The 12,923-nt window shown below is 60.3% G+C and carries 13 protein-coding genes; 2 read left to right on the top strand and 11 right to left on the bottom strand.

What is annotated here, in order from left to right; translation table 11 throughout:
• Positions 1-95: 95 nt before the first annotated feature.
• The 11 genes from ABRP88_RS05795 to ABRP88_RS05745 form a co-directional block, all read right to left on the bottom strand.
• Complete coding sequence (locus tag ABRP88_RS05795) at positions 96-920, bottom strand: alpha/beta hydrolase fold domain-containing protein (RefSeq protein WP_284849863.1); 825 nt, start codon at positions 918-920, stop codon at positions 96-98.
• A gap of 179 nt (positions 921-1,099) precedes the next feature.
• Positions 1,100-1,777 (bottom strand): type 1 glutamine amidotransferase domain-containing protein, encoded by a 678-nt coding sequence (locus tag ABRP88_RS05790; protein ID WP_349836589.1) that lies wholly within the window; start codon positions 1,775-1,777, stop codon positions 1,100-1,102.
• Between the two features lie 31 nt (positions 1,778-1,808).
• A complete protein-coding gene (locus ABRP88_RS05785; protein WP_349836588.1) occupies positions 1,809-2,729 on the bottom strand; it encodes an adenosine deaminase in 921 nt (306 codons plus the stop codon).
• Between the two features lie 37 nt (positions 2,730-2,766).
• The gene (locus ABRP88_RS05780) at positions 2,767-3,666 is read right to left on the bottom strand and encodes an RDD family protein (protein WP_349836587.1); all 900 of its coding nucleotides are present in this window, start codon (positions 3,664-3,666) and stop codon (positions 2,767-2,769) included.
• A gap of 55 nt (positions 3,667-3,721) precedes the next feature.
• Positions 3,722-4,801 (bottom strand): YhjD/YihY/BrkB family envelope integrity protein, encoded by a 1,080-nt coding sequence (locus ABRP88_RS05775; RefSeq protein ID WP_349836586.1) that lies wholly within the window; start codon positions 4,799-4,801, stop codon positions 3,722-3,724.
• A 94-nt stretch (positions 4,802-4,895) separates the two neighbouring features.
• Positions 4,896-5,927: a tryptophan--tRNA ligase gene (trpS, locus tag ABRP88_RS05770; RefSeq protein WP_349836585.1), complete on the bottom strand. Its 1,032-nt coding sequence runs from the start codon at positions 5,925-5,927 to the stop codon at positions 4,896-4,898.
• Between the two features lie 11 nt (positions 5,928-5,938).
• Complete coding sequence (locus ABRP88_RS05765; RefSeq protein ID WP_349836584.1) at positions 5,939-6,418, bottom strand: DinB family protein; 480 nt, start codon at positions 6,416-6,418, stop codon at positions 5,939-5,941.
• A 15-nt stretch (positions 6,419-6,433) separates the two neighbouring features.
• A complete protein-coding gene (locus ABRP88_RS05760) occupies positions 6,434-6,625 on the bottom strand; it encodes a hypothetical protein (RefSeq protein WP_023025362.1) in 192 nt (63 codons plus the stop codon).
• 50 nt (positions 6,626-6,675) lie between these two features.
• Positions 6,676-7,623, bottom strand: a complete 948-nt coding sequence (locus ABRP88_RS05755) for a trimeric intracellular cation channel family protein (protein WP_284784435.1) — start codon at positions 7,621-7,623, stop codon at positions 6,676-6,678.
• On the bottom strand, positions 7,623-8,516 hold the full coding sequence (locus ABRP88_RS05750; RefSeq protein WP_349836583.1) for an exodeoxyribonuclease III: 894 nt from the start codon (positions 8,514-8,516) through the stop codon (positions 7,623-7,625). Before ABRP88_RS05750 ends, ABRP88_RS05755 begins: the two co-directional genes overlap by 1 nt.
• Before the next feature lie 35 nt (positions 8,517-8,551).
• Positions 8,552-9,805, bottom strand: coding sequence for an MFS transporter (locus ABRP88_RS05745; RefSeq protein WP_349836582.1), 1,254 nt, complete (start codon positions 9,803-9,805; stop codon positions 8,552-8,554).
• A gap of 191 nt (positions 9,806-9,996) precedes the next feature.
• Between ABRP88_RS05745 and ABRP88_RS05740 the strand changes: the two genes are divergently transcribed.
• Both ABRP88_RS05740 and ABRP88_RS05735 read left to right on the top strand, forming a co-directional pair.
• Positions 9,997-12,210, top strand: a complete 2,214-nt coding sequence (locus ABRP88_RS05740) for an NADP-dependent isocitrate dehydrogenase (protein ID WP_349836581.1) — start codon at positions 9,997-9,999, stop codon at positions 12,208-12,210.
• Between the two features lie 14 nt (positions 12,211-12,224).
• The gene (locus ABRP88_RS05735) at positions 12,225-12,902 is read left to right on the top strand and encodes an 8-oxoguanine DNA glycosylase OGG fold protein (RefSeq protein ID WP_349836580.1); all 678 of its coding nucleotides are present in this window, start codon (positions 12,225-12,227) and stop codon (positions 12,900-12,902) included.
• Positions 12,903-12,923 lie beyond the last annotated feature (21 nt).

The raw sequence follows: 12,923 nt of genomic DNA, 5'->3' as shown, positions 1-12,923 counted from the left end.
AGAAGACCGCCCCAGTCCAACCACTCCTCACAGTGGAGCGTGGACTGGGGCGGTTGCTGCATTTTCACCTACACCTCATTCCGCATCAAGTGCGGCTAGAGGTGGGAGCCGAGGTGCTCGATAAGATCTCCCAGCATTCTGCGCGATTGGGGCGCGCGCGGGCGTACCTGATCGAAGCCGTGATAGGCACCTGCATACACATCAAGTGTGGTCTCGACTCCGGCGTCCTGCAGTGCGGTAGCAAAGGCCACGGATTCATCATGAAAAAGATCGATGTCTCCCACGCCGATCCACGTGGGCGGCATCCCCGAGTGATCCGAACGCGTCGCCGGCGATGCATACGGTGGCAGCGGGGTTTCTAAATGGTCCTTTCCTAAGTACATATCCCAGGCGCCGCGATTTAAGTTCGGCGGACAAATAAACTGCCCCACCGCACCCTCTTTAGCAATGGTGCGGTGATCAAGCATTGGATAGACCAGTCCAAGCGCTCGAATGGGACGGTCTTCATCCACCGTGCGCTGGGCAAGGCCTGCGGCCAAGCCGCCGCCGGCGCTATCGCCAGCGACCGCAATGCGCGAAGTATCCGCGCCTAAAAGCTCACCGTTTTCCTGCATCCAGCGCAAAGCGGCATAACACTCTTCCAGATCCGCAGGAAAAGGTTCCTGCGTGGATTTGTGATAGCGCGGTGCAATGACAATGGCCCCCAACTCCGATGCGATGAGCGAAGTTTGGGGATCATGCATCGCCGGGCCACCGAGCAGGTGACCTCCGCCGTGAATCCACATCACCACGGGACGTGGCTCGGCTGGCGTTCCATCTCCGCGTGGAGTAATAACGCGGGCACGGAATGCTTGGTCTTCAAAAGAACAAGATAGCTCTTCGATGTCCACCGGGCGCCACTTCGGACGTGCCACGTCCATATTGGCAAATAGCCTGCTCGTTCGAGCGAATCGATCACCCGAGAGCAAGTGCAGCGGCAGGTACAGTAATGGGCTGCGAAGCTCAGGTGCAACGCTGCGCAGATAAGGACGACGACTCTTTATATACGCCGACGCCCCTACTACCGCGCTGCCTGCAGCGAGAGCTTTCAGCACCCGCATTAAAAGTCGCGCAGGATGCGCTGTGCCAAAGGCTCAGACGATGCCGGGTTTTGACCGGTGTACAGGTTGCGGTCAACCTCAACATAAGGCTGCATCGGATCGGTCTGCTTGAAATCAGCGCCGAGTTCGCGCAGGCGGGTCTCAACAACCCACTTGGCAGCGGCGATGGTTTCCTCGCCCTCTTCGGCGTTGGTAAAGCCGGTCATGGTGTAGCCCTTGAGCGGCCAGTTGTCATTGTCCAGTGCGAGCAATGCGGCCGGTGCGTGGCATACCAGGGACAGAGCGCGACCGGATTCGATGCGCTCCTGCAGCAGCTTGGCGGAGTCCTGGTCATAAGCCAAGTCCTCCATCGGGCCGTGGCCGCCGGGGTAGAAGACGAGGTCGTAGTCAGCTTCCTTAACATCGGCCAGGTTCAGTGGGTCTTCCAGGTCTGGACCGATTTCTGCGAGGTAGTTCTCCTGCTCGACGCGGTCGCCCTCAGACAATACCTCGAGGCTGTACTCGTCTACCACTGGAGCCTTTGCGTTCGGCGTAGCAAAGTCGATATCCCAACCAGCGTTCTTAAAAACGCGGTGCGGAGCAATGAGCTCCTCGGCCCAGTAACCGGTAGGGCGGGCGCTGCCATCAGCAAGCGTCCACTTATCAGCGGCGGTAACAACGAATAGTGCGGAAGGCATGTCTTCCTCCTTTATGTAGATTAACTCTCTATTACGCTTCGGAAGCGTTGTCATTCAGGTTCATTGAGAACCCGGAATCTTGGAGCGACTCCTCAGTATCGGGGCCGGCAAGTTCCGGATCGGAGAGGTCCTCGTAGGCCGGAAGGACAACGGTCTCAAGGATACGCTGCCTTGTCTCTTCGGTGCCGAAAATATTTTCAATCGCCTTCACGGTGAGATCGAAAAACTCCTCCAAGCCGTACCCAAAGGTCTCGCTCAAGGCGAGAAATTGCCTGCTCAGCGTGGAATCGCCGGAGGAGACCGAGCAGGTAAAACCAAGCTGCTGCAACAGGGGCAGCGGATGATCCGTCAGCTCCTCAACGTCATCCAAGGGCGAGAATACCAATGGAATGTGTCGGTCGCGGATCCATCCGGAAGCCTTGCCTGGGCGGATTCCATCGACATCAGCGGTGAAATCATCAATCATATTCACCGGCCGCAGCAAGCGGTTCACGCCGGCCTGGGCGGCGCTTTCGGTGGCGGCGAAATCCTCACCCACCGCGATCTGGGTAGGCAGGTACTTCGTGCGGAACTCCGCCGCGGCGGCAGCACTCCCCTCCGGCAGGGTGTAGCCAGCAATGCCCGCAGAGTCCTCAGAGTTAGCCGCCGGCTCTGCCACCTCGAGGACAAAACGTACCTCGAGATCGCCGAAGCGTTCCGCGGCCACCTCGCGTACGACTGCAGAGGTATCGAAAGAATAAGCCGCAGGGTTGAGCTGCAGCTCGGCGTAGACCACGTGGTCATCGGCAAGCTGGGCGCACTGTTCGCGAATATCCGCGTTCAATTCCTCCGCGGTGCTGGCCTGCGAACGAACCGGTTCCCACAGGGATACCTTGGGCAGTTGTTCCACCACGCTCTCGGCGGAATCCTTATTTTCGGGGCTAATTAAAGGTGCATCATGCATGCGCACCATCGTAGGCACCAGCCCTGGGATGCGCCATGTCAGCGTTCTACTTGCGCGGCTTCCTCTTTACCACTTCTGCGTTTGCGAGATCGTCGTGCGAGCCGCGCAGGTTGTTTTCCTCATTAATGGTGGTCGCGTGCACCACCGCGCCCACCAAGCCCACCAATTGCCCGATACCAGGAATCAGGTTAATTAGGCGCCACCACTGGCGCTTGGCGGACTGGCTGAGGCCGAGCTTTTCCTTCGTATCCACATCCCGCACGGTATAGCCGGCAAGAATCTTTGCCGGGCTAGCACCCAACCAAACTTCGCTGCCCAGAACGTAGACCACCATGACGATGCAGAAAACGACAAAGGACAGGGCGTCTACATCCACGAGCTCGTCAACACCCGCGCCAAACGCACTGCTGATGCTACCGGCCAAGAAGAAATCCAAGATGCCCATGCCAATGCGCGTGCTTTGCGAAGGCCGTTCCTGTGCCTGTTGCTGGAAGGGCACCGGCGGGGCAGCGAACGACGGCGACATCTGCTGCTGCTGCGATGATGCGTGCTGACCAAATGGGTTTTGCGCGTACGGGGAGCTATATGGGCTGGGCTGGGCAAAACCCGGCGCCTGCTCCGGACCACCCTGCGGTTGATCGTGGAAGCTTTTCTGCGAGCGCGGTGCCGGAGACCACTGCCCCACCGAACTCAGCGTGCCGAGCTCGCCCCACGTCGGGCGAAGGCCGGTGCGCAATGCTTCATCATATTCGGCCCTCTTTTTCGCCGAGCCCAAGATGCTGGCCGCTATGCGTAGCTGTACGCGCCGCGGCTCATCGGAGTTATATCCTTGCTGCCCGAGCTTGATATCTTTTGCTTCCAATACAACGGAAAGCTCATCCTCGCCACCACTGCGGTCGAGGTCCCACTTTTCGTAGAAGTCTGGGGCAATATCATCGGCGTTCATAGTGTCCTATCTTAAAGGTAAAGAGCGCAGCGATCCTCACCCGTAGGGAGGATTTTTATTTCCGGCGGAAAAGCTTCGCCACACCCACGGCCGCAGCGCCCAGCGCCGCGCCCACGCCGAAGACCGCACCTGCTGGTGCGCCCTCACGTACCTCGTTGCGCACGCGAATAACGGCAGGTTCTGGAACCGGCGGGTGCGCGTACTTCAGGGATTCTGCGGTCGTCGCAGTCCATGCGGAAATATAAAGCACCACGCGCCACACCAAGTACATGACGATCATCAGGACGATGACCGGACCAAAGACCGCGCCGGCCGGACTGCCGGTGGCAGAGGACATGATCACTGTGGACAGCTGCTTGATGGCCTCGAACGCCACCGCACCGATGGCGGCGCCGGTAAAGCCGGACTTCTTAGGCACCTTCGTGCGCGGCAGGATCATAATCAGCCACCACATGACGATGAAGTTGGCGATAAGGCCCAGCAACAAGCCACTGAAGAAGAAGACATAACCCATGCCCGGGAAGGAATCAATGCCTAAGAGGTCAAAGATCTTCTGCGTGAGGCCGGAGGAACCAGCAGCGGTCACACCGAAGGCGACGACAAAGGCGATGATCAGGCCGATAAGCCCCAGAAGGTCCGAGAACTTCTTTTTCAGGAAGGAGCCGCCGTCATTGGCATCGATGCCCCACATGGCAGAAATGCCGATGCGCAGGTGATTCATCCACCCCAGTCCGGACCACAGGGTGGTCAAACCACCAATACCGAACATGGCACCGCGCTGGTCGATGGCCGTATCCAAGATCTCATTGACCGATTCGCTAAGATTCCCGTCAATGGAGTCCGTGATATAGGACTGGAGATCATTGAGCAGGTCTTCGCGGTTAGCAAGGACAGCAGCGATGGTGGCCACCAGCAGCATCGCCAACGGGAAGATGGACAGCACCGAGTAATAGGTAATGCCAGCAGAAAACTGGTTGCCACCCTCTGCGGCATAGCGCTCCTGCATGCGCATGAGATGGTCAACAAAGGGCGACTTGCGCCGGACTTTATCTATCGCTCCCGGGTCATCGGCGTTCGCGCGCTCGATGCCGTAGTGGTCCGTCTTCTTAGAGGAGGATTGCGTGGTGGTGGACACGTGCTTCCCTTCTTGTTCGCACAGCGTTTATCCCGTATAGCGTAGCTGGCAAACACCCAGTTGTCCCTCGGTGGGGTGGGTTAAGGGGTACCTACTACCTGCGCGGGCGGGGAAGGAAGCCAACTTTTTCATAGACGGCATCGACAAGCGGCTGCGCTACTTCCTGTGCGGTCTGGGCGCCGCGCTCCAAGATGCGCTCCAGCTCGCCGCGATCCGCCATGAGCTCGTCATAGCGCTGCTTGAGCGGCGTGATGAAGGCCTCGAGCGCCTCCGCGGTATCCACTTTCAGGTGACCGTAGCCTTGGCCGGCGTACTTTTCCACCAAGGAGTCGACGGACTCACCAGTCAGCGCGGACTGGATGACCAGCAGGTTCGACACGCCCGGCTGGTTTTCCCGGTCGAAAGCGACGGTACCCAGGTCATCGGTCACGGCGGACTTGATGCGCTTGGCAGAGGTCTTCGGGGCATCGAGCAGGTTGACCAGGCCCTTGGGGTTGGGGCCGGACTTAGACATCTTGGACGTCGGGTCCTGCAGGTCATAGATCTTCGCCGCGCCCTCCGGAATGAATGGTTCCGGCACGTGGAAAGTCTCGCCGTACTTATTATTGAAGCGCTCTGCCAGATTGCGGGTGAGCTCCAAGTGCTGGCGTTGATCCTCGCCCACCGGCACGTAATCCGGCGAGTACAGTAGGATATCGGCCGCCATCAGGATGGGGTAAGTAAAAAGGCCCACCGAGGTGCGATCGGCGCCGCGCTTGGCGGATTTATCCTTGAACTGCGTCATGCGGGAGGCCTCACCGAAGCCGGTCAGGCACTGGAATACCCAGGTCAGCTCCGCATGGGCGGGCACGTGGGACTGGACGAAGAGGGTGGACTTCTCCGGGTCGATGCCCAGCGCGATGAGCTGTGCTGCACCGGCCATGGTGCGGTTGCGCAGTTCCTCCGGATTCTGCTCCACGGTAATCGCGTGCAGATCCGGGATGAAGTAAAAGGCATCGTAGCCTTCCTGCAAGTCGATCCACTGCTTCAGCGCTCCCAGGTAATTTCCCAAATGATAGGAATCAGCGGTGGGCTGAATGCCGGAAAGTACGCGGGATGCGGAATTAGATGCAGTGGAATCAGTCATGTCAGGTAATGTTACTCCGTCATTTTTGCTTGTTGATTGGCCGCCCCAAGATGCTGCGCGGCGTCATCAAAAATCGAGACCAGCCGGACACCGCGGGTAACGTGCGGGGTCCACGAGGTATCGATCACGTCATCGAGGTTGTCATCCTCCAGCGAGGCGACATACGCCTTGACCTGCACCAATGCTTCCTGGGTATAGCTGCGGAGCTTGCCGATGTCCTGCGTGGTCACCGCACGCGCTTCCTCCGCCGATTGGCCATAGCCCATGGCATCCGGCAGGTCGAGGTCGTAGCGCTGCCACAGCTCTTCTTCCCCAGTCAGCTGCGCAAGCTGCAGGTCTGCCATGCGGCCGGTGTGCCATAGCAGCCACGTGATCGAGTTCGGGTGATCACCAAAGTGCGCATTGGCGGTCTCGTTGCTCAACTCCGGCAATGCGGCGAGCGCATCGAGCGGGCGCTGCGCCATGTCTGTGAGTAGATCGATAGCTTTCATCGCCAGACCGTGCCCTTAGACCTTGCGGGAGGTGGGGCTGACGATGTCCATGAAAATGGCGAAACCGGTCACCATGAAGGCACCGCCGACGCCCATGAGGACGATGGGGCCAAGGAAGGCGAAGGACGGTCCGACAGCAGTCCACCACCAGATGCTCAGGGCGAGGATTACGGCGCCAAGGACAAAAGGAATAATTGCGCGAGCCATGAACTTTCTCCGTTGCAGATTTCGAAATTTTTAACGTGTTAATACTAGCACTACTGCTTGTGCTTGGGGGTCCTTTGCCTGCCCACATCCTCCTTGTTGAAGGTCCATTGCTGCTGCACATCCACTCCCCTCGCCCCAGGCGAGTGCTTGCCACTGGGGCGGGTAATCGATGAGTGAACAGTCGGCCGTGCAATCCGGTTGCTATTTAACTCTTCGAGGCTTAGCGGGGAGGAAAAATCGCTTGCGGTGCGCTTGCTGCGGCCCAGCGGCCGGGTGATGGGGCTGGCGTAGCGGGTGGCTGCGCCCGCCTTCCGCTTGGCACGACGGGCGCCATCGCGCACGATGCGCGCCGATAGCCGCAGGCGCGGATCCATCTGCTGCTCACCATCGCGGTATTCAAAGACGGGCAGGCCCGTCTTGAAGTAGATGGCCGCAAGGCGCGCGGCAAAGCAGACCAAGGCAGTAATAATCGCCGTGGGTTCCTCCGATAGCCCGGCGCGCAAGAGGATCATGTAGAGCCCGGCCGCAAGGATCGAGATGGCCGCATAAAACTCGCCGGAAAATACCAGCGGAATGCGGTCCGAAAGCAGATCGCGCAGCACACCGCCGAAGACGCCGGAAATGACTGCAGATACCGAGGCGATGATGAAGCCGTAACCCAAGTGTGCGGCAATCTGGGTGCCCAGCACGGAAAAGACCGCCAGCCCCAAGGCATCGAGGATGAGGAAGAGGTGGCGGAAATAGTGCATGAGGAAGGACATGCCCACCGTGACGATGGCGGCAGCGATGACGATGACCAGATAGATGGGGTGTTCTACCCAGGTCAGCGGCGGATCCGCCAGCACGATATCGCGGACGGTGCCACCGCCTAGTGCGGTAATGGCGGCGATCATCGTCACGCCGAAGAGATCGAGCTTCTGCCGGCCGGCCGATAGCGCAGCCGTCATGGACTCGGCGGTAATGCCGATGACGTACAGGACGCTAAATAGCGGCGACATCAGACGTATTCCACCAGCAGTGGCGAATGATCGGACCAGCGCTGCTCCACGGTCGGGGCCTTATCCACCCAGGTGCGCTGCGCGCGATCGAGCAGCGGCTGAGTTGCGGCTTGGTAGTCGATGCGCCAGCCTGCATCGTTATTGAAGGCTTGGCCGCGATAGGTCCACCAGGTATAGGGGCCGTCAGCCTCTGGGTGGAGCCGGCGCGCCACGTCGAACCACTGCGGCGCGGTGGCCGGCTCCCACGGGGTGGTGCCCGCGTAGTCCACGACGCCGAGCCACTCGCCCAGGTTCTTTTTCTCCTGCGGCGCCTCATCCGGGAAGCTGCCGAAAACGTGGTCCATAAAGGCGCGTTCTTCCGGCAGGTGGCCGGCCTTCTTCTCGTTGGCTTTATTATTCTTCAAATCCTGGGCGCGGTGGCAGATATTCCAGTCGCCACCGATGACCATGTCCTTATCGGCGTTTTCTGCCAGCACGGAATCGAATTCATCCAAGAAGCGGTATTTTTCATCCAGCTTTGGCGAATCGGTATCGCCGGAAGGCAAGTACAGCGAGGCAACGCGGATATCGCGGGTGGTCGCGGCAATCCAGCGGCCGGCATCGGTAAAGGAGCCGAAGCCGATTTCGACATCGGCAAGCGGCGTGCGGGAGAGGATGCCTACTCCGGCGCGGCCCTTGGCGGCGGCATCGGCAAGCTCCAAGTGCCAGCCGGCTTCCAGGGCGGGTGCCAGGGCTTTTCTGGCTTGATCCGGGGTGGCGCGTACCTCTTGCATCAGCACGATATCGGCCGGGGTCTGCTCCAGCCAGGCATTCATGCCGGGGTTGTTTTCGTTGCGCTGCTTGCACGCGGCGCGGATTCCATTGACGTTGACGCTAGCGATGGTAAGGCTCATGGTGCTCCAGAATATAGGCGTGTGCGGTGGTACTTCTAGCTGCGGCCTGCAAGGCGTTTTTTATCCCACATTGTTATCGCCCACACAACGCAACCCGCGGCCGCCAAGCCGGCGCCCGCCAGCGCCGGGGCGGAATAGCCCAGGCCCGCACCGACGACGATGCCGCCGATGGTCGCACCGGCTGCGTTTGCGATATTGAGCGCGGACTGGTTGAGTGCGGCGGATAAGGTCTGGGCATCGCCCGCCACGTGGACCAAGCGCAGCTGCAGCGACGGCACCAACGTGGAACCCATAAATGCCACCATGCCAAAGCAAATGGTGGCGGGGATGGCGTGGCTGGAAAGGAAATAGAAGGCGGTGAGGATGATGATCAAGCTGGCCAGGGCGAAAATGATCCCGAATTCAAGGTTGCGGTCCGCCAACCAGCCGCCAAAGGCATTGCCTATCGTCATGCCAATGCCGTAGGCCATGAGCACGACCCAAATCAGGCTATCGCTCAGGCCCGCGACCTCGGTCATGGTCCAGGAGATATAGGTATAGACGGAGAACATGCCACCAAAACCCACCACGCCCATGATGACGGTGAGCCACACCTGGCTGTTTTTAAAGGCACCGAACTCGGTGCGGATATCGGTCTGTTTCATCTCCGTCATGTGCGGCATGAGGAAAAACAGGGCTACGGCGGTAATAAGGCCGATGACCACAACCACCAGGTAGGCCGCGTGCCACCCCAGCGCGGAACCCAGGGCCTGTGCCGCGGGCACGCCGATGACCGTGGCGATGGCAAGCCCCATGCCCACAAAAGCCATGGCCTTGCCGCGCCCGCCGGGAGGGGCCATCGACGCCGCAGACAGGTTAGCCACGGAGAAGTACGCTCCGTGGGGCATGCCGGCGATGAATCGAGCCATCATGAGCACCCAGTAATTCGGCGCGAGTACCGACAGCAGGTTGCCCACCACCAAAAAGCCGATGAGCAAGAGGATGAGGCGGCGGCGCGGGAGCTTGCCGGTAAAGGCCGCAATCAGGGGCGCACCGACCACTACACCGAGTGCGTAGGTGGTAATCAGCGTGGAGGCGGTATCCTCAGAAACCCCGAAATCCTCCGCGATCAGCGGCAGCAGGCCCATCGAGACGAACTCGGTAGTACCGATAGCAAACGCACCAAGGGCCATCGCCACCATGACGATGGTGCGGCGCGCAGTAGAAATCTCCGTCTGGCGGGGCAAAGGCCGACGGTGAATGCGGTGTTCATGGGCGCTGCGCGGGCTTAACTGATCGATAATTTTCACGAGGGGCGACGATACACCCCACCTGCGCATAAAGCATGTTCAGGGCGTGGACAGGTGAAGAGATTTACCCAGCGCATGGCCCCGTGACCGATGCCACCCAGCCCCAGAATGTACCGAGCGCTCCACATGGAGCGGACAAAATCGGTAATCTGGTCACCTGAAGAAATTTTCCCACATTTAATAGGAGAATCATGGCTAAGATTACGTGGACCCGTACCGATGAGGCGCCGCTTCTGGCGACCTACTCCCTCAAGCCCATCGTGGAGGCCTTCGCTTCCACCGCGGGCATTGACGTAGAAACCCGCGATATTTCCCTGGCTGCCCGCATCGCCGCGCAGTTCCCAGAGCGCCTCACCGAGGACCAAAAGGTGGAAGACGCCCTGGCTGAGCTGGGCAAGATGGCCAAGACCCCAGAGGCTAATATCATCAAGCTGCCGAATATCTCGGCTTCCCTAGTGCAGCTGAAGAAGGCCATCGCCGAGCTGCAGGCCGCCGGCTACGACCTGCCTGATTACCCGGATAACCCGTCCACCGACGAGGAAAAGGACATCGCGGCCCGCTACGATTCCGTCAAGGGCTCCGCCGTTAACCCCGTCCTGCGTGAGGGCAACTCCGACCGCCGCGCGCCGGAGGCCGTAAAGAACTTTGTTAAGAAGCACCCGCACCGCATGGGCGAGTGGTCCAAGGATTCCAAGACCAACGTCGCCACCATGGACGATAACGACTTCCGCCACAATGAGAAGTCCGTCATCATCCCCGAGGAAGATACCCTGTCCATCGTACTGAAGACCGCTGACGGCGAGCAGACCCTGCTGCCGGAGCTGCCAGTTCTTAAGGACGAGGTCATCGACGGCACCTTCATGTCCGCCAAGGCCCTCGATGAGTTCCTGCTGCAGCAGGTCAAGCGCGCCAAGGAAGAGGGCGTGCTCTTCTCCACCCACCTGAAGGCCACCATGATGAAGGTCTCTGACCCCATCCTCTTCGGCCACGTCGTGCGCACCTACTTCGCCGATGTCTTTGATAAGTACGGCGACGAGCTCATCTCCGCCGGCCTCAACGGCGAAAACGGCTTGGGCTCCATCCTGGAAGGCTTGGACAAGCTCGACAATGGCGAGGAAATCAAGGCAGCCTTCGAATCCGCGCTTGCCGATGGCCCCGATCTCGCCATGGTCAACTCCCACAAGGGCATCACCAACCTGCACGTGCCTTCCGATGTCATCATTGACGCCTCCATGCCTGCCATGATCCGCACCTCCGGCCACATGTGGAACAAGAACGACGAGGAGCAAGACACCCTCGCCGTCATCCCGGATTCCTCCTACGCCGGCGTGTACCAGGCCGTCATCGAAGACTGCAAGGAAAACGGCGCCTTTGACCCCACCACCATGGGTACCGTGCCAAACGTCGGCCTGATGGCTAAGAAGGCCGAGGAGTACGGCTCCCACAACAAGACCTTCAAGGTGCCCGCAGCCGGCACCGTTGAGGTCCGCAACTCCAAGGGCGAGGTGCTCATCGAGCACGACGTCGAGGCCGGCGATATCTGGCGCGCCTGCCAGACCAAGGACGAGCCGATCCAGGACTGGGTTAAGCTCGCCGTCAACCGCGCGCGCCTGTCCGGTATGAAGACCATCTTCTGGCTCGACCCAGAGCGCGGCCACGACCGCAATATCCAGTCCCTCGTGGAAAAGTACCTCAAGGACCACGACACCGAGGGCCTGGACATCGAGATCCAGGATCCGGTCACCGCTACCAAGACCTCCATCGAGCGCATCCGCCGCGGCGAGGACACCATCTCCGTGACCGGTAACGTGCTGCGTGACTACAACACGGACCTCTTCCCTATCCTCGAGCTGGGTACCTCCGCAAAGATGCTGTCCGTGGTTCCGCTGATGGCAGGCGGCGGCCTCTTCGAGACCGGTGCCGGCGGCTCCGCCCCGAAGCACGTCCAGCAGGTGGAGGAAGAAAACCACCTGCGCTGGGACTCCCTCGGTGAGTTCTTGGCGCTGGCCGAGTCCTTCCGCCACGAGAACCAGACCAACGGCAACGAGAAGGCCGGCGTGCTGGCCACCACCTTGGACAAGGCCACCGAGCGCCTGCTGAACGAGGGCAAGTCCCCATCCCGCAAGGCGGACGAGAACGACAACCGCGGTTCCCACTTCTTCCTGGCTACCTTCTGGGCCGAGGAGCTGGCTAACCAGACCGAGGATGCCGATCTCGCGGCCGCCTTCAAGGACGTCGCCTCCGAGCTTTCCGGCAAGGCCGATGAGATCTCCCAGGCACTTATCGATGCCCAGGGTGAGCCCGCCGACCTCGGCGGCTACTACTGGCCCAACGACGAGAAGACCTCCGCTGTCATGCGGCCTGTCGCACAGTTCAACGAGATCATCGATGGCCTGAAGAAGTAGTTCTTTCTACCATCATGTTTCCGACCGCCGCGCGTATCCTCTCCGTAGTGGAGCGCGCGGCGTCGTCGTTTTCCTACGCCAACGTCCTCAACCACCAGGTCACCTTTGACGCCGCTGCGTGGCGCGAGGGGTGGTCTCAGCACCCGCATCTCGGGCCTCTGCCGACAGTGTTCAACACTGACTCGCCCCGCGGCACACTCACCCGCGGCCAGGTGTTTGCTGCGGCCGGCAACCTCGATTCGTCTGCGGATATACTCGCCTTCTTCGCCACCCTGGCCGCTTGGGGAACGGGCACCAACGGGCTGATGCGCTACCGCGCTATGACTCCGCTGACCATCCCCTCCAACACCAACAAGCTCCTCGATGCTGTCGCCGGAATGCCCTCCGACCCCGTGGCCGCGTACCGGTATTTCAATAACAGCGACTCAGGCCGCGGAAGACGCGTCCCCGGACTGGGGCCCGCGTATTTCACTAAACTGCTGTACTTCACCCATCCACCACAGCCAGGCGAGGTTACCCCACTAATCCTGGATCGCTTCGTCGCGAACGCTATGGGTTGGACCATCCACAGCGGGTGGCGCACTACGGAGTACGAGCTCTACCTGGCCACTGTCCACTCTGTGCTCGAGCAGTGGCGCCCCGATCTACCCTCCGATGCCATCGAGTATCTCCTCTTCACCACGCAGAGCTGACATGTACCCGTTTCCTGAGAT

This window comes from Corynebacterium sp. KPL2734, assembly GCF_040225595.1.
In the GTDB taxonomy this organism is placed as follows: domain Bacteria; phylum Actinomycetota; class Actinomycetes; order Mycobacteriales; family Mycobacteriaceae; genus Corynebacterium; species Corynebacterium rhinophilum.
This window is presented reverse-complemented; position numbering and strand designations above follow the sequence as displayed.

Bases quoted from the DNA above. Each gene is read 5' to 3' on its own strand.
- ABRP88_RS05795 (WP_284849863.1), bottom strand. From the start codon at position 920: ATGGACGTGGCACGTCCGAAGTGGCGCCCGGTGGACATCGAAGAGCTA.
- ABRP88_RS05790 (WP_349836589.1), bottom strand. From the start codon at position 1,777: ATGCCTTCCGCACTATTCGTTGTTACCGCCGCTGATAAGTGGACGCTT.
- ABRP88_RS05785 (WP_349836588.1), bottom strand. From the start codon at position 2,729: ATGGTGCGCATGCATGATGCACCTTTAATTAGCCCCGAAAATAAGGAT.
- ABRP88_RS05780 (WP_349836587.1), bottom strand. From the start codon at position 3,666: ATGAACGCCGATGATATTGCCCCAGACTTCTACGAAAAGTGGGACCTC.
- trpS (WP_349836585.1), bottom strand. From the start codon at position 5,927: ATGACTGATTCCACTGCATCTAATTCCGCATCCCGCGTACTTTCCGGC.
- ABRP88_RS05765 (WP_349836584.1), bottom strand. From the start codon at position 6,418: ATGAAAGCTATCGATCTACTCACAGACATGGCGCAGCGCCCGCTCGAT.
- ABRP88_RS05760 (WP_023025362.1), bottom strand. From the start codon at position 6,625: ATGGCTCGCGCAATTATTCCTTTTGTCCTTGGCGCCGTAATCCTCGCC.
- ABRP88_RS05755 (WP_284784435.1), bottom strand. From the start codon at position 7,623: ATGTCGCCGCTATTTAGCGTCCTGTACGTCATCGGCATTACCGCCGAG.
- ABRP88_RS05750 (WP_349836583.1), bottom strand. From the start codon at position 8,516: ATGAGCCTTACCATCGCTAGCGTCAACGTCAATGGAATCCGCGCCGCG.
- ABRP88_RS05740 (WP_349836581.1), top strand. From the start codon at position 9,997: ATGGCTAAGATTACGTGGACCCGTACCGATGAGGCGCCGCTTCTGGCG.
- ABRP88_RS05735 (WP_349836580.1), top strand. From the start codon at position 12,225: ATGTTTCCGACCGCCGCGCGTATCCTCTCCGTAGTGGAGCGCGCGGCG.